A 15,453-nucleotide genomic window follows, 5' to 3' on the forward strand; every position below is an offset into this window, starting at 1 on the left:
TCACCGATGGGTTTCAATCTTTCCGAATGGGCGTTGCGTAATCGCCAGATCGTACTGTTTCTGATGCTGTTGCTGGCGGTTGTCGGTACGTTGTCCTACGCCAAGCTGGGACAAAGCGAGGATCCTCCGTTTACGTTCAAGGCCATGGTGATCAAGACCAACTGGCCAGGCGCCACGGCCCAGGAAGTCTCGCGCCAGGTGACCGAGCGCATTGAAAAGAAACTGATGGAAACCGGCGAGTACGATCGCATCGTGTCCTTCTCCCGCCCCGGTGAATCCCAGGTCACCTTCATGGCGCGGGATTCGATGCATTCAGCGCAGATCCCAGAGCTGTGGTACCAGGTCCGCAAGAAAATCAGCGACATTCGCCAGACCTTGCCGCCGGATATCCAGGGGCCATTTTTCAACGATGAATTCGGCACCACCTTCGGTAATATCTACGCGCTGACCGGCGAGGGTTTCGACTACGCCGTGCTCAAGGACTACGCCGACCGCATCCAGATTCAGCTGCAGCGGGTGCCGGATGTGGGCAAGGTCGAGCTGCTGGGCGTGCAGGACGAGAAAATCTGGATCGAACTGTCCAACGTCAAGCTCGCCACCCTTGGCTTGCCGCTGGCGGCCGTGCAGCAGGCGCTTCAGGAACAGAACGCGGTTTCCACCGCAGGTTTTTTTGAAACCCCGAGCGAGCGCGTGCAACTGCGGGTATCGGGTAATTTCAAGACCGTGGAAGAGATCCGCAATTTCCCGATCCGGGTGGCTGAGCGCACCTTTCGCATCGGTGATGTAGCCGAGGTCCATCGCGGGTTCAACGACCCACCGGCGCCGCGCATGCGCTTCATGGGCGACGACGCGATCGGCCTGGCCGTGGCGATGCGCGATGGCGGTGACATCCTGGTATTGGGCAAGGCCCTGGAAAGCGAATTCGCTCGCTTGCAGAACAATCTTCCGGCGGGCATGGAACTGCGCAAGGTGTCCGATCAACCGGCGGCGGTGAAAACCAGTGTCGGTGAGTTCGTTCAGGTGCTGGCCGAGGCGCTGGCGATTGTATTGCTGGTGAGCTTTTTCTCCCTCGGCGTGCGTACGGGCATGGTGGTGGCGCTGGCGATTCCGCTGGTGTTGGCGATGACCTTTGCCTCCATGTACTACCTGGGCATCGGTCTGCACAAAATCTCCCTCGGCGCGTTGGTACTGGCCCTGGGTTTGCTGGTGGACGACGCGATCATCGCCGTGGAAATGATGGCGATCAAAATGGAGCAGGGTTACGACCGCCTCAAGGCGGCGAGTTTCGCCTGGACCAGCACCGCGTTTCCGATGCTCACCGGCACGCTGATCACGGCGGCCGGCTTTTTGCCGATTGCCACCGCGCAATCGAGCACCGGCGAATACACCCGCTCGATCTTTCAGGTGGTGACCATTGCGTTGCTGGCCTCCTGGGTCGCCGCCGTGGTGTTTGTGCCGTACCTGGGAGAAAAACTGCTGCCGGACCTGGCGAAGCTGCATGCGGCCAAGCACGGTACGGACGGGCCGGATCCCTACGGCACGCCGTTTTATCAGCGGGTAAGACGTTGGGTGGAATGGTGTGTACGTCGACGCAAGACAGTGATCCTGCTGACCCTGCTGTTGTTTATCGGCTCGGTGGCGCTGTTCCGTTTTGTTCCGCAACAATTCTTCCCGGCCTCCGGGCGGCTGGAATTGATGGTCGACTTGAAGCTGGCCGAAGGTGCGTCTCTGAGTAACACCGCCGAGCAGGTCAAGCGTTTTGAGGCGCTGCTCAAGGATCACCCGGGTATCGACAGTTACGTGGCCTACGTCGGCACCGGATCGCCACGCTTCTACCTGCCGCTCGACCAGCAATTACCCGCGGCCAGCTTTGCCCAGGTCGTGGTGTTGGCCAAGACCATCGAAGAACGTGAAAGCCTGCGTAGCTGGCTGATCGAAACCCTCAACGAGCAATTCCCGGCGCTGCGCTCACGGGTCACGCGCCTGGAAAACGGCCCACCCGTAGGCTATCCGGTACAGTTCCGGGTCACCGGCGAACACATCGAAGAGGTGCGGGCGCTGGCACGTAAAGTCGCGGCCAGGGTTCGGGAAAATCCCCATGTGGTCAACGTGCACCTGGATTGGGAAGAGCCCAGCAAGATTGTTTACCTCAATATCGATCAGGACCGTGCACGGGCCTTGGGCGTGAGCACCGCCGATCTGTCGACATTCCTCCAGAGTTCCTTGACCGGCTCCAGCGTCAGCCAATACCGGGAGGACAACGAGTTGATCGAGATTCTCCTGCGCGGCACGCTGCATGAGCGCACTGAACTGGCGCTGCTGCCGAGCCTGGCGGTACCGACGGATAACGGCAAGAGCATTGCGTTATCGCAGGTTGCGACCCTCGAATACGGGTTTGAGGAAGGCATCATCTGGCACCGCAATCGCCTGCCGACCGTGACTGTGCGCGCCGACATTTACGACAAGGAGCAGCCGGCGACGCTGGTGCAGCAGATCCTGCCGACACTGGACGGTGTACGCGCCGAACTGCCGGATGGCTACTTGCTGGAAGTGGGCGGCACGGTCGAGGATTCCGCGCGTGGGCAGAACTCGGTCAAGGCCGGTGTGCCGCTGTTTATCGTGGTCGTGCTGACCTTGTTGATGCTGCAACTGCGCAGTTTCTCACGCACGATCATGGTGTTCCTGACAGCGCCATTGGGCTTGATCGGCGTGACCTTGTTCCTACTGATATTCCGCCAACCTTTCGGCTTTGTCGCCATGCTGGGGACCATTGCGCTGTCGGGGATGATCATGCGTAACTCGGTGATCCTGGTGGATCAGATCGAGCAGGACATCAAGGCCGGACTGGCGCCGTGGCAGGCGATTATCGAAGCCACCGTGCGTCGCTTTCGTCCGATTGTGCTGACAGCCCTCGCGGCGGTGCTGGCAATGATTCCATTGTCGCGCAGTGTGTTCTTCGGGCCGATGGCCGTGGCGATCATGGGCGGCTTGATTGTGGCGACAGCATTGACGTTGCTGTTCCTGCCGGCGTTGTATGCGGCGTGGTTCAAGGTCAAGAAAGACGTGGTGTAGCCAGAGAGAAGGCTTGCCCTGTGGCGAGGGGGTTTATCCCCCGTTGGGCTGCGCAGCAGCCCCTAAACCTGCCATCCCGGTTTGACTGGACGAACGGGGGGCGGCCTTTTTGGGGCTGCTGCGCAGCCCAACGGGGGATAAACCCCCTCGCCACAGGACAAGCCCACTACCACGGGGTGGTGTTCGGCACGCGACTTTCTTGGCTGAGCGGCATTACCCTGATTTCAGCCGCGTTGTACGAGGTGCTAGTGCACGCCTACAGCGCCCCGAAGACCTTCTTCGCCAGACTGGTCGCGGCCGCCGCCGGGTTCTGGCGAATGCTTTCTTCCTGCTTGGCAATCATCTCGAACAGGCCATCCAGGGCTTTCTCGGTCACGTAGCTTTCGATGTTGGCGCTGTTCTTGTCGACCACGCCCAGGGCCGCTGCCTGCCCTGCGAAACCGTTGTACTGCTGGACCAGGCCGATCTTGTCGGTGGACGCCTTGACGATAGGCAGGAACTTGGCGCGAATCTGCTCGCGGCTGCTTTTGTTCAAATACTGCGTCGCCGAATCCTGACCGCCGCTGAGGATACCCTTAGCATCCGTCACGCTCATGTTTTTGACCGCGCTCACGAGGATCGGCTGGGCTTGGGTCACGGCCGATTCCGCGGCCTGGTTCATGCTGTTTTCGAGCTGCGTGACTTGATCGCCCATGCCGAGCATTTTCATTTTTCCGGCAACTTTGCCCAGCTTGCCCGGCAGTTCGATTTTTACCTGCGGGTTATTGCTGAAGCCACCGGGTGTCCCCAATTGCTTGACGGCAATCTGTGCGCCTTGGGTCAGTGCGTCCTTGAGGCCGCCGGTGGCGTCGCCTTGGGACAGGTCGCCAAGGGACAGGGCCATGGCGTTGGCGCCAAACAGCAGGCCGGCGCAGAGCGCGGTGAGGCGAAGAGAGTTACGGAGCATGACGCTTCCTCAGGTGGGTGAAACAGGGATTCGAAGGGTTCAGCGGGCGACGGCGTCAACGCGCAGGCGTAGCGGTTGTTGATCCTGGCCGTTCAACTGCACGGCATGGCGCTCGGTGGTGATAAACATGAGTTTGCCATCCAGCTCGATACGCGCGCTGACCGAATAGGTATGGCCAGGCTTGACCTGGGCCGGGTCGTAGCTCAGGTGAAACGGCAATGGCACCTGGCCTTTGATCGGGCCTTTCTGCTCGGCCAGGGTCACGGCGGGAGCGTCCGCCAGGGACACGTCCTGCAGGCTGACGCTCAGGGTGGCGGTCGGCGGCAGCGCGATGCGTTGCAGGTAGAACACTTCGCCATCAAGGCTGGCTTTAGGGGCAGGTTGCATGGATTGGCAAGCGCCGAGCAGGGCAGTCAGGCCCAGGAGAATGATTTTTTTCATGGTGCAGCTCCTTGTCAACGGCGCCAGAAATAGCCTGGCGCCTGGTTCAATCTAGTGGGTTTCTTCAGCCGGGCCCGGTTGGTCGGCCGCGCCATCAACGCGGTGCAGGGCCACTTGGCGAATCGACAGGCGAATATCGGCCGGCAACACACGCTTGGCAGCGCCTTCGGCCAGTTCGCCGAGCAAGTCGTGATAACTCAATTTGCCGGCTTCATCACGCCGCAACACATCTTGTTCCAGCAACGTCTGAATAAAATGTCGGAAAAGGCTCTTGTCGAAAAACTCCGGTGCGTTGAGGCCATGCAGGATCGACAGGCGCTGGGCCATGATCGTACACAGGTCTTCCAGTTCCTCGGCGCTGATGCTGTTCTGGCCGCTGTTGAGCAACAGTGAGATGGCCATATAGAAGCGTTGCAGGGTCTGGGCGATGCTCTTGGACAGCAGGGTCAACAGCACGAAGTGACGCGAACTCGGTGCCGGGCGCAGGAACAGGTTTTTTTCGAAGCGCAGCAGGCCTTGTTCGACAAAGGCTTCCAGCCATTGGTCGATGACGCTGTCCAGCTCTTCCAGCGACCAGCGGATAAACAGCTCCGATTGCAGGTACGGGTAGAGCGCGTGGGTGTAGCGCAGAATCTGCTCGCGGCTCATGCGCGAGGTGCTTTGGAAGAAACTGGCCAACAGCGCCGGCAGGGCGAAAATGTGCAGCACGTTGTTGCGGTAGTAGGTCATCAGGACGGCGTTCTGCTCGTCCAGGTACAAGATCTTGCCCAACGCGTCGCTCTGCTCCGACAGCAGGTTCATGTCCTTGACGTGTTTGATCAGCGCCAAGCCGTCACCCTCGGGCAAGGTGGTATGGGGCGAGTAGGGCACGCGACGCAACAGTGTCAGGTACAGCTCAAGCTGGCGCGCCATGGCCTGTTCATCCAGCGCCAGGCGCGTGGTCGACAGCAATGCCAGGGCCACCAGGTTGACCGGGTTGATGGCCGCCGCTTCGTTCAAGTGGCGCGCCACCTGCTCGCCGAGGCGGTTGGTGGTTTCGTTGAGCCAGGCCGGCTTGTAGTGGGGCCCCAGCTCCTGGGTGCGCCAGTCCGGTTGCTCCTGATCCAGGAACTGCGCCAACTTGATCGGTTCGCCGAAGTTGACCGCGACCTGGCCAAAGCGCTGCTTGAGCGCGCCGATGACTTTGAAGATGTCGAAGATCGACTCCTTCTTTTTGCTCGCGCCCCGCAGCTCGCCAAGGTAGGTACGGCCCTCGAGGACGCGCTCATAGCCGATGTACACCGGCACGAAGACGATAGGCATGCGCGAGGAACGCAGGAAGCTGCGCAGGGTGATCGCCAGCATGCCGGTTTTCGGTTGCAGCATGCGCCCGGTGCGCGAACGCCCGCCCTCGACGAAATACTCCACCGGAAAACCCTTGGTAAACAAGGTGTGCAGGTATTCGTTGAACACCGAGGTGTACAGCGGATTGCCCTTGAACGTGCGCCGCATGAAAAATGCCCCGCCACGGCGCAGCAGGCTGCCGATCAGCGGCATGTTGAGGTTGATCCCGGCGGCGATGTGCGGCGGGGTCAGGCCGTTCTTGAACAGCAGATAGGAGAGCAACAGGTAGTCGATATGGCTGCGATGGCAGGGCACGTAGATCACCTCGTAACCCTGGGCGACCTTTTGCACGCCTTCGATGTTGTTGACCTTGATCCCGTCGTAGATCTTGTTCCAGAACCAGCTCAGCACCACTTCCAGGAAACGGATCGCGGTGTAGGTGTAGTCCGAGGCAATTTCGTTGCCGTAGCGCAGGGCCTGGGCCTTGGCTTTTTCCGGGGCGATATTTTCCCGTTCGGCTTCGTCGAGGATCGCCTGGCGCACCAATGGCATATTCACCAGGCCCTTCACCAGGTTGCGTCGGTGCGACAGGTCGGGGCCGATCACCGCGGTTTTCAGGTTGCGAAAGTGAACCCGCAGGATGCGTTGGGCCATTCGCACGGTGCGTTCGTGGCCTTTATTGTGCTCGATCAATTCGCGCAGGTTGATTGGCGCGGAGAATTGCACGCGGGTCTTGCGCCCCAGGATCAGGATGCTCAGCAGTCGACGCAGGCGCCCGGTGACCGCCCAGCTATCGGCGAACAGCAGCTTCCAGGGGCTCGATTCGCTGGCGGGCGACTGGCCCCAGAACACGCTGACCGGAATGATTTGTGCATTCTCTTCGGCGCGGTCGGTCAAGGCGTTGACCAGCCGCGTCAGGGTCGGCGGCGCGCCGCGCTTGTCCTGGCGACCAAGCCAATCCGGATCGGGCGTGAGGTAAAAGAACGCCGCGGGCTCCAGCAACGGACCGACCGAAACGGGCAGCACCGGGCGTGGCAAGCCGGCCTTGGTGCATTCGGTATCGACCACGGCCAATTCAGTCAGGGAGGGCGATTGCAGAACGTAAAACACCGGCCGGCTGCGGTCGAGATTCAGGGTAAGGGACGACTGGTTGATGGTCTCGGAGCGAACCCAGAGGTACAACAGTCGGCGCAAGGTGCCAAACACCAGACGGCGGAACGGGGAGCGGGTCATAGGCGTGCTGCTTCAGGTGGAAAAAACCGAGCGGGCGCTCGGGTGGGTAGTGTGCCGTATTCATCGAAAATCGGCAAAAAAGCGCCGAAGTAAACTTGAGTTGAAGGTTTTTGAGCCTGTCATATACTCGGCAGTTCAATTGCACTGACTCAACAATAAAATGCAAGTGGGAGCAAACTGATGACAACGCGCGAGACCGGCAATGTGAAGTGGTTCAACGACGCCAAGGGTTATGGCTTTATCCAGCGGGAAGACGGCAAGGATGTATTTGTGCACTACCGCGCCATTCGTGGTGAAGGGCATCGCTCTTTGGTCGAGGGCCAGCAGGTGGAGTACGCCGTGGTGAGCGGCGAGAAAGGCTTGCAGGCCGAGGATGTGGTGGGCCTGTAGAAAGTCGCACCGCTCTATCAATGTGGGAGCGGGCTTGCTCGCGATTGCGGTGAATCAGTCAGTGCTCCTGTTACTGACAGACCGCTATCGCGAGCAAGCCCGCTCCCACACTGACCGTATTGGCTCAGGCGGTTTTCCAGGTGATCTGTTCTTCACCGTCTTCGCTGATGCGAATCCAGGTGTCGGCGCTTTCTTCACCTTCTGCCTCGACCCAGCTGCCCGGCGCGCAACGCACTTCAACGTTCAGCGCGGCAAAGGCTGCGCGGGCGCAGGCGATGTCGTCGTCCCACGGGGTCTGGTCACTTTCCAGGAACAGACTGTTCCATTTGCCGACGGCTTTGGGCAGCCAGGTGACCGGCACGTCGCCCGCCTTGCATTTGTAGGTCTGGCCTTTCTGCACCCAGTCGGTGCAAGGACCCAGCGCGGCGCCCAGCCAGGCGGCGATGGCCTTGTAGTCGACGTCGGCGTCTTTGAGGTAAATCTCGATATCAGGTTGGCGCATGGATATTCCGGTGGAGCCCTGAGGCTCGAAAAAAGGTTATTGAAGCACGAAATAATCGTAGCGCATCGACACGGTGACCCGCAGCGGTTGGGCATGCTCGATGACCTCCGTCCGCCGTTCAGCGCTGGCGCGCCAGCCGTGGGGCGTCATCGCCAGCAGGTTGGCGCGGTCCTTGGGATCGGCCAGGCTGAGGGTGAACTCGAGGATTTCGCTGTGTTGCAGGCTCATGCCGTCCGGCACCAGGGCCAGGTGTTTGTCGTCAGTGTACTCACGAACTTCGTCGTACAGGCGTTCGCGCAGTTCCATCAGGTGGCCGCTGGTCGGTCCGACTTTCATCAAGCCGCCACCTGGGCTGAGCAGGCGCTTGGCTTCCTGCCAGTCCAGCGGGCTGAATACGCTGGCAAGAAACTGGCAGCTGGCATCGGCCAATGGCACACGGGCCATGCTGGCGATCAACCAGGTCAGCGCCGGGTTGCGTTTGCAGGCGCGCTTGACCGCTTCCCGGGAAATATCCAGGGCATAGCCATCGGCGCGGGGCAGGGCATCGGCGATTTGCGCGGTGTAGTAACCCTCGCCGCAACCGATGTCCAGCCAACGTTGGGGCGCGCGTTCAGCGGCCAACTCGGCCAGGCGCCTGGCCACCGGCGCGTAGTGCCCGGCGTTGAGGAAGTCGCGACGCGCTTGCACCATGGCCAGGTTATCGCCCGGGTCGCGGCTGTTCTTGTGCTGCACCGGCAACAGGTTCAGATAACCCTGGCGCGCCCGGTCGAAACGGTGCCCGACCGGGCAGGCGACGCCATTCTCCACTGCGTTCAGCGGCGCACCGCAAAGGGGACAGGCGAGCATCAGGCGAGCAACTTGATCAGGGTCTGGTAATAGATTTCGGTCAGTACATCGAGGTCGCTGGCGAGGATGCGCTCGTTGACCTGGTGGATGGTCGCGTTGACCGGCCCCAACTCAACCACCTGGGTGCCGAGGGTGGCGATGAAGCGTCCGTCGGAGGTGCCGCCGCTGGTAGATGCCTGGGTCTCGCGCCCGGTGATCGCCTTGATGCTGGCTGATACCGCATCCAGCAAGGCGCCCGGTTCGGTGAGGAACGGCAGGCCCGACAACGCCCATTCCACGTGCCAGTCCAGGCCGTGTTTGTCGAGAATCGCCGCGACCCGCTGCTGCAGGTCTTCGACGCTCGACTCGGTGGAGAAACGGAAGTTGAATACCGCCGTCAGCTCACCGGGGATCACGTTGGTGGCGCCGGTGCCGGAGTTGAGATTGGAAATCTGGAAACTGGTCGGCGGGAAGAAGGCGTTGCCATCGTCCCAATGTTCGGCGGCCAGTTCGGCCAGGGCTGGGGCGGCCAGGTGAATCGGGTTTTTCGCCAAGTGCGGATAAGCCACATGGCCTTGCACGCCGCGCACGCTCAAGGTGGCGCCGAGGGAGCCGCGACGTCCGTTTTTCACCACATCGCCCACCAGGCTGGTGCTCGATGGTTCGCCGACGATGCACCAGTCCAGCCGTTCCTTGCGCGCCGCCAGGCGTTCGATCACCGCCTTGGTGCCATGGTGCGCCGGGCCTTCCTCGTCGCTGGTGATCAGGAAGGCCACCGAGCCTTTGTGGTCCGGGTAATCCTTCACGAAACGTTCGGAAGCCACCAGCATCGCGGCCAGGCTGCCTTTCATGTCCGCCGCGCCACGGCCGCAGAGCATGCCGTGTTCGTCGATCAACGCATCGAATGGATCGTTCTGCCAGGCCTGTACCGGACCGGTCGGGACCACATCGGTGTGGCCGGCGAAACACAGGACCGGGCCTGTGTGTTTGCCGTGGGTGGCCCAGAAGTTGTCTACCTCTTCGATGCGCATCGGCTCAAGCTTGAAGCCGGCGTCGCCCAGGCGCTGCATCATCAGCTTCTGGCAATCGGCATCGATCGGCGTCACCGACGGGCGGCGGATCAGGTCGATGGCGAGTTGGAGGGTCGGCGAAAGGTCGGCATGGGCCGTCATGGGGAAACTCCGGAAAGCGTGTTATGGGCGCAAGACGAATGTGAAAATCGGCGCAAATCCAATGTGGGAGCGGGCTTGCCCGCGATTGCGGTGAATCAGTCAGTGCAGCTGTTACTGACAGACCGCTATCGCGAGCAAGCCCGCTCCCACATAGAGCATGGCCTTGGCCAGCTCAGCAAAACGGCCGTTATCTTATAGCAAAACGGCGACCAGAGGCCGCCGTTTAGTGGATTGCGCAAGATTTTACGCCGTCGGGGCCGGCTTCGGTTCGGGCATTGCCGGTTTGGGCAGCGAGGACAGGAACGCCATGATCAGCGCCGCCACATACGGCAGCGATTGCACCAGCAGCATCACCACCCAGAAGCGCATGTCATTGCTGGGCAGGCCTTGCACCAGGTAAATCCCCAGCGCCGCGCCCCACAACAGCAGCATGATGAACATCTCTTCCCGGGCTTCGGAAATCGCCACCCAGAAACCGTGGTTATCGGCGTTTTTCGGTGTGCGAAAGAACGGAATACTGGTGGTGAAGAAACCGTACAACACGGCCTTGGCGATGGTGTGGGACAACGCCAGGCCAGCCAAGGCGGCGCAGAACGCATCCTTGAGGTTCACGCCCACCGCGCGACGGTAGAGGAAGATGATCTTGCCGACCTTGAAGAAGAACAACGCCAATGGCGGGATCGCAAAGATCAGCAGCGGCGGGTCGACCCGCGTCGGCACGATAATCATCGCCGCTGACCACAGCAATGCACCGACGGTGAAGAAGATGTTCATGCCATCGGCCACCCACGGCAGCCAACCCGCGAGGAAGTGGTAACGCTGGCCACGGGTCAGTTCGCTGCCCTTGCCACGCAGCAGGCTGGCGGTATGGCGCTTGATGATCTGAATCGCACCGTAGGCCCAGCGGAAACGCTGTTTCTTGAAGTCGATAAAGGTATCGGGCATCAAACCCTTGCCGTAGCTGTCGTGGTAATACGCCGCCGACAGGCCTTTCTCGAATACCCGCAAGCCCAACTCGGCATCCTCGCAGATGCACCAGTCGGCCCAGCCCAGTTCTTCCAGCACCGAGCGGCGGGTCATGGTCATGGTGCCGTGCTGAATGATGGCGTCACGGTCGTTGCGGGTGACCATGCCGATGTGGAAAAAACCTTTGTATTCCGCATAACAGAGCTTTTTGAAGGTGCTTTCGTGCTGGTCGCGATAATCCTGGGGCGATTGCACCACGGCAATCTTCGGATCGGCGAAGTGCGGCACCATATGCTTGAGCCAGTTCCTGGATACACAGTAGTCCGAGTCGATCACCGCAATCACTTCGGCATCCTTGGCGGTGTGCGGCAACAGGTAGTTCAGCGCGCCACCCTTGAAACCGGCCAGGGGCGAGACGTGGAAGAACTTGAAGCGCTCGCCCAAGGTGGCGCAGTAGTCACGCACCGGCTCCCAGACGGCCGGGTCCTTGGTGTTGTTGTCGATGATCAGGACTTCGTAGTCCGGATAGTCGAGGGCTGCCAGGGCGTCGAGGGTCTGTTTGACCATCTCCGGCGGCTCGTTGTAGCACGGCACATGGATGGAGACTTTCGGTCGGTAGTTCGAATCCCCTTCCACCGGCAGGAATTCACGCCGACGCTTGTGAGTCCAGACCGCTTCCGCCAGTTCATGGGCTTCGGTCAGCAGCACGATAAATACGCCCAGGGCACCGAGTGCCAACAGGAAACCCACGGTCAGGCTGAACCAGGTGCTGTATTGCTGGCTGTAGTCGTAACCGATCCAGACCAGTACCGACCCGCAGAGAAACGCGATAAATGTCAGGAAGGTCCGGCCACGCTGGCGCAGGGCCGAGCCGTCGATCATCAGCAGGGTCAGCGACAACAGCGCCAGCACCACTGAACCGATGGCCAGCACCCGCCATTGGGGAATGGCCACGACCGGCCCTTCGAAGTTGAATTTCTGCTGGCGCGCGGCGTTGAATACGCCCCAGTAGGCGCCTACCGAACCCTCGTCGCTGGCTTTCCAGGGCTGATCGAAGGCTTCGATCACAAAGTAGTTGTAGCCTTCACGGTTCAGCTCGTTTACCAGCGTTCGCAGGTAGATCGCCTGATCGGCCGGGGACGCATCCGAGCCGCCACGCATCCGTCCGTTGCTCGGCCAGCCGACTTCCGACAGCAGCAGCGGTTTTTTCGGGAAGGTCTTCTTCAGATCCTTGGCGCGGTCGAGGACGAACTGCCCGGCCTGATCCACCGGGATATGTTCCCAATACGGCAGAACGTGCGCGGCGATCAGGTCGACGTGCTTGCCCAGTTGCGGGTTGTGCTCCCAGATATGCCACTGCTCGGAGGTGGTCACCGGCACCTTGACCGCCGCACGTACACGGTCCAGCAAGACAATCAGTGCTTCGGGGGTGATTTCTTCACGAAACAGGGCTTCGTTGCCGACCACCACACGCACCACGCTGCGCGAGGTATTGGCGATTTCGATGGCGCGCTGGATTTCGCGTTCATTGCGCTCAAGGTCCGGGCTGATCCAGATTCCCAGCGTGACACGCAGCCCGAACTCTTCCGCCAGCTTGGGAATGTTGCCCAGCGGACCGTCCACCGAGTAGGTGCGAATGCTGTCCGTCAGATGACTGATGATCTCCAGGTCCTGGTGCATTTGTGCGTCGGTCGGGTATTGGCCTTTCTGTGGATACTGGCCCTGTTGGAAGGGCGAGTAGGAGAAACCGGAGATTTGCTGGGGCCAGTTGGGAGTAGTGACCGGGCGATTGATGAGCGCCCAGAAGCCGGTGAACAGCGCGGCAATCGCCAGCACCACCACCAGGTTGAGACCAAATTTACGCGAAGACATAGCTATTTCGGGTTCCAAAGGGTGTGGAACGATAAGAGGTGTCGGCCTACGCCGGACGGCGCGCATCCTACACTGGCCTTTCCCTGACCGTACAGCAAGCCGGGAAAAACCGGACATTGGGCCGCGAAACTACACCTAAGTTCTTTACTTGTAGCTGCAAGCTTCGAACTTGTCGCTCTTGTAGTCCATAATGCGCGCCGGTTTTTGGGGTAATGGTCATGAGTACAGAAGATCCACGATTTGCTGGCGTCGCCCGGTTATATGGCATTGACGGCCTGGAGCGCTTGAAAGCGGCCCATGTGGCTATCGTCGGCGTGGGCGGTGTCGGTTCCTGGGCGGCGGAAGCCATCGCCCGGTGTGGCGTCGGCGAAATGTCGCTGTTCGATCTGGATGATGTCTGTGTCAGTAACAGCAATCGCCAGTTGCACGCCCTGGACAGCACCGTCGGCAAGCCCAAGGTCGAGGTGATGGCCGAGCGTTTACGTGGGATCAATCCGGACTGCAAGGTGCACGCGGTGGCGGATTTCGTCACCCGCGAGACCATGGCCGAGTACATCACCCCTGAGATTGATTGCGTGATCGACTGCATCGACAGCGTCAACGCCAAGGCAGCGCTGATTGCCTGGTGCAAGCGGCGCAAGATCCAGATCATCACCACCGGCGGCGCAGGCGGGCAGATTGATCCGACGTTGATTCAGGTGTGTGACCTGAACCGCACCTTCAACGACCCGCTGGCGTCAAAAGTGCGCTCCACCCTGCGTCGCGATTATGGCTTTTCGCGTACCGTGACCCGGCATTACAGCGTGCCTTGCGTGTTTTCCACCGAGCAACTGCGTTACCCCAAGCCCGATGGCAGCATCTGCTTGCAGAAGAGTTTCGTCGGTGACGGCGTAAAGCTGGATTGCGCCGGCGGGTTTGGCGCGGTGATGATGGTCACCGCGACCTTCGGCATGGTGGCGGCGACCAAGGCGGTGGACAAGATTGTGGCGGGGGTGCGCAGGCCTTCGGAGCGGGTCAAGCCTGCCTGAATCTCACTGCCCCACATTCAGTTTTGTATCTGGCTCAATGCCCGCATGCGCTGCAGGACCGCATTCAAGCCATTGCTGCGCGACGGCGATAACTGACGCGAAAGCCCCAGTTGATTGAACCAATCCGGCAAATCAACAGCCTGCAGCTCAGCCGTCGACAGCCCGTTCACCCGCGCCAGCAGTAACGCCACCAGCCCGCGGATCAGCCGCGCCTCGCTGCTAGCGGCAAATTGCCAATGCCCGTCCTGCAAATGTCCGACCAGCCACACCAGACTTTCGCAACCCTGCACCAGATTGGCGTCGACCTTGTCCGCCTCGGGCAATGCCGACAGGCGCTCACCCCATTGCATCAGCAGGCGGGCACGTTGCTCCCAACCGCCTATGGCCTGAAAGGCCTGCAGCGCCGTCACGGCATCAGCTGGCAGACTCATCGCAACATATCCAGTGCCTGATCCAGCGCTTCAAAAAACCGCTCCAGATCATCCGAGTCGTTGTACAGCGCCAGCGAAACCCGGATCGCGCCCGAAAGCTGCAGGTTTTTCAGCAAGGGCATCGCGCAGTGATGGCCGGCGCGTACGGCAATGCCCTGCTCGGTCAGCAGGTGGGCGAGGTCGGCGTTGTGCACGCCGTCCACCACGAAGCTGGCCAGCGCCACCTGCGGGGAACCCAGCAGACGCACACCGTTGCGTGACTGCAAGCCCCGCAACAGATAGTCGTGCAGCGCCGCCTCGTGGGCGTCTACCGTCGCTTGATCCAGTGAACTCAGGTAATCCAGTGTGGCGCCCAGGCCAATCACTCCGGCAATCGGCGGTGTGCCGGCCTCGAAACCCAAGGGCGCCGGGCGAAAGCTGGCGCTTTGATAATCAGCCTGTTGCACCATTTCGCCGCCAAATTGCCAATGGCGCATAGGGTGCAGGGCCTCGGCGCTGCCATACAGCACGCCAACGCCGTCCGGGCCATAGAGTTTATGGCTGGAGAACACATAAAAGTCGCAGCCCAGCGCATGTATATCATGCCGACCATGGACGATCCCCTGGGCGCCATCAACCACCGTCAGGGCGCCGTGGGCCTTGGCCATCGCGAGCAAGGGCGACAGCGGCTGCCAGACGCCGAGCACGTTGGACAATTGGCTGACGGCCAGCATGCGAGTGCGTGGGCCGATCAGTCGGGCAGCGACTTCAAGATCGATGAAACCGCCGGGATCGAGTGGCAGCACCACCAGTTCAAGCTCGCGGCGTTTGGCCAATTGCTGCCAGGGCAGCAGGTTGGCGTGATGTTCCAGGGCGCTGATGACAATCTCGTCGCCCGGGTTGAATAAGTGCTCGAGGCCGTAGGCCAGGAGGTTCAGCGCGGATGTCGCGCCATGGGTGAAGATGATGTGCCCGTTGTCACCGACGTTGAGCCACTGCGCCACTTTGCTGCGACTGTCCTCAAAGGCCTGGGTCGCATGAGCCCCCGGCAAATGCTGGGCACGGTGCACGTTGGCGGCGCCATTGGCGTAGTAATGGCTGATGGCATCCAGCAGGGCTTGAGGTTTTTGCGTGGTCGCGGCGTTATCCAGATAGGTCTGGTCCTGCCGCTGCAGGGTGGCAATGGCCGGAAAGTCGGCGCGCCAGGGAGAGGGCACAAGCATGGTGATCAAGACTCGTATAAGCGGGCCGCCCGGTGAAGGCGCGGCCCGCT

General features: G+C 61.0%; 12 protein-coding genes. 3 read left to right on the forward strand and 9 right to left on the reverse strand.

What is annotated here, in order from left to right; translation table 11 throughout:
- The first annotated feature begins 6 nt into the window (after positions 1-6).
- Positions 7-3,072 carry an efflux RND transporter permease subunit gene (locus tag AC6CIA_RS05440; protein ID WP_498310963.1) on the forward strand — a complete coding sequence of 1,022 codons (3,066 nt, stop codon included), beginning with the start codon at positions 7-9 and terminating at the stop codon, positions 3,070-3,072.
- A 256-nt stretch (positions 3,073-3,328) separates the two neighbouring features.
- On the opposite strand, the gene AC6CIA_RS05445 is transcribed toward AC6CIA_RS05440, so the two are convergent.
- Genes AC6CIA_RS05445 through plsB form a run of 3 tightly spaced genes read right to left on the reverse strand, consistent with a single transcriptional unit; the run spans position 3,329 to position 7,015 of the window.
- Entirely contained in the window at positions 3,329-4,018 is a 690-nt protein-coding gene (locus AC6CIA_RS05445) for a DUF4197 domain-containing protein (protein WP_498310964.1), read from the reverse strand.
- Between the two features lie 39 nt (positions 4,019-4,057).
- The gene (locus AC6CIA_RS05450; RefSeq protein ID WP_084377213.1) at positions 4,058-4,459 is read right to left on the reverse strand and encodes a YbaY family lipoprotein; all 402 of its coding nucleotides are present in this window, start codon (positions 4,457-4,459) and stop codon (positions 4,058-4,060) included.
- Between the two features lie 51 nt (positions 4,460-4,510).
- Positions 4,511-7,015 carry a glycerol-3-phosphate 1-O-acyltransferase PlsB gene (gene plsB / locus AC6CIA_RS05455; protein ID WP_498310965.1) on the reverse strand — a complete coding sequence of 835 codons (2,505 nt, stop codon included), beginning with the start codon at positions 7,013-7,015 and terminating at the stop codon, positions 4,511-4,513.
- 180 nt (positions 7,016-7,195) lie between these two features.
- Here plsB and AC6CIA_RS05460 point away from each other — a divergent pair, with 180 nt between their 5' ends.
- Positions 7,196-7,405: a cold-shock protein gene (locus AC6CIA_RS05460; protein WP_084377209.1), complete on the forward strand. Its 210-nt coding sequence runs from the start codon at positions 7,196-7,198 to the stop codon at positions 7,403-7,405.
- A gap of 124 nt (positions 7,406-7,529) precedes the next feature.
- On the opposite strand, the gene AC6CIA_RS05465 is transcribed toward AC6CIA_RS05460, so the two are convergent.
- The 4 genes from AC6CIA_RS05465 to AC6CIA_RS05480 all read right to left on the reverse strand — a co-directional run bounded on the left by AC6CIA_RS05465 (position 7,530) and on the right by AC6CIA_RS05480 (position 12,742).
- Positions 7,530-7,907 (reverse strand): hypothetical protein, encoded by a 378-nt coding sequence (locus AC6CIA_RS05465; RefSeq protein WP_498310967.1) that lies wholly within the window; start codon positions 7,905-7,907, stop codon positions 7,530-7,532.
- Between the two features lie 36 nt (positions 7,908-7,943).
- The gene (locus AC6CIA_RS05470; RefSeq protein WP_498310968.1) at positions 7,944-8,753 is read right to left on the reverse strand and encodes a putative RNA methyltransferase; all 810 of its coding nucleotides are present in this window, start codon (positions 8,751-8,753) and stop codon (positions 7,944-7,946) included.
- Entirely contained in the window at positions 8,753-9,904 is a 1,152-nt protein-coding gene (gene dapE / locus AC6CIA_RS05475; RefSeq protein ID WP_498310970.1) for a succinyl-diaminopimelate desuccinylase, read from the reverse strand. Before dapE ends, AC6CIA_RS05470 begins: the two co-directional genes overlap by 1 nt.
- Positions 9,905-10,147: 243 nt before the next feature.
- A complete protein-coding gene (locus AC6CIA_RS05480) occupies positions 10,148-12,742 on the reverse strand; it encodes a glycosyltransferase (protein ID WP_498310972.1) in 2,595 nt (864 codons plus the stop codon).
- 218 nt (positions 12,743-12,960) lie between these two features.
- On the opposite strand from AC6CIA_RS05480, the gene tcdA reads away from it, so the two are divergent.
- Entirely contained in the window at positions 12,961-13,770 is an 810-nt protein-coding gene (gene tcdA / locus AC6CIA_RS05485) for a tRNA cyclic N6-threonylcarbamoyladenosine(37) synthase TcdA (protein ID WP_422630790.1), read from the forward strand.
- A 17-nt stretch (positions 13,771-13,787) separates the two neighbouring features.
- Here tcdA and AC6CIA_RS05490 read toward each other — a convergent pair whose 3' ends face one another.
- Together AC6CIA_RS05490 and AC6CIA_RS05495 are read right to left on the reverse strand one after the other, a co-directional pair.
- Positions 13,788-14,201, reverse strand: coding sequence for a SufE family protein (locus AC6CIA_RS05490; RefSeq protein ID WP_498310974.1), 414 nt, complete (start codon positions 14,199-14,201; stop codon positions 13,788-13,790).
- Positions 14,198-15,403, reverse strand: a complete 1,206-nt coding sequence (locus AC6CIA_RS05495; RefSeq protein ID WP_498310976.1) for an aminotransferase class V-fold PLP-dependent enzyme — start codon at positions 15,401-15,403, stop codon at positions 14,198-14,200. Before AC6CIA_RS05495 ends, AC6CIA_RS05490 begins: the two co-directional genes overlap by 4 nt.
- Positions 15,404-15,453 lie beyond the last annotated feature (50 nt).

This window comes from Pseudomonas sp. GQ91 (genome assembly GCF_059758795.1).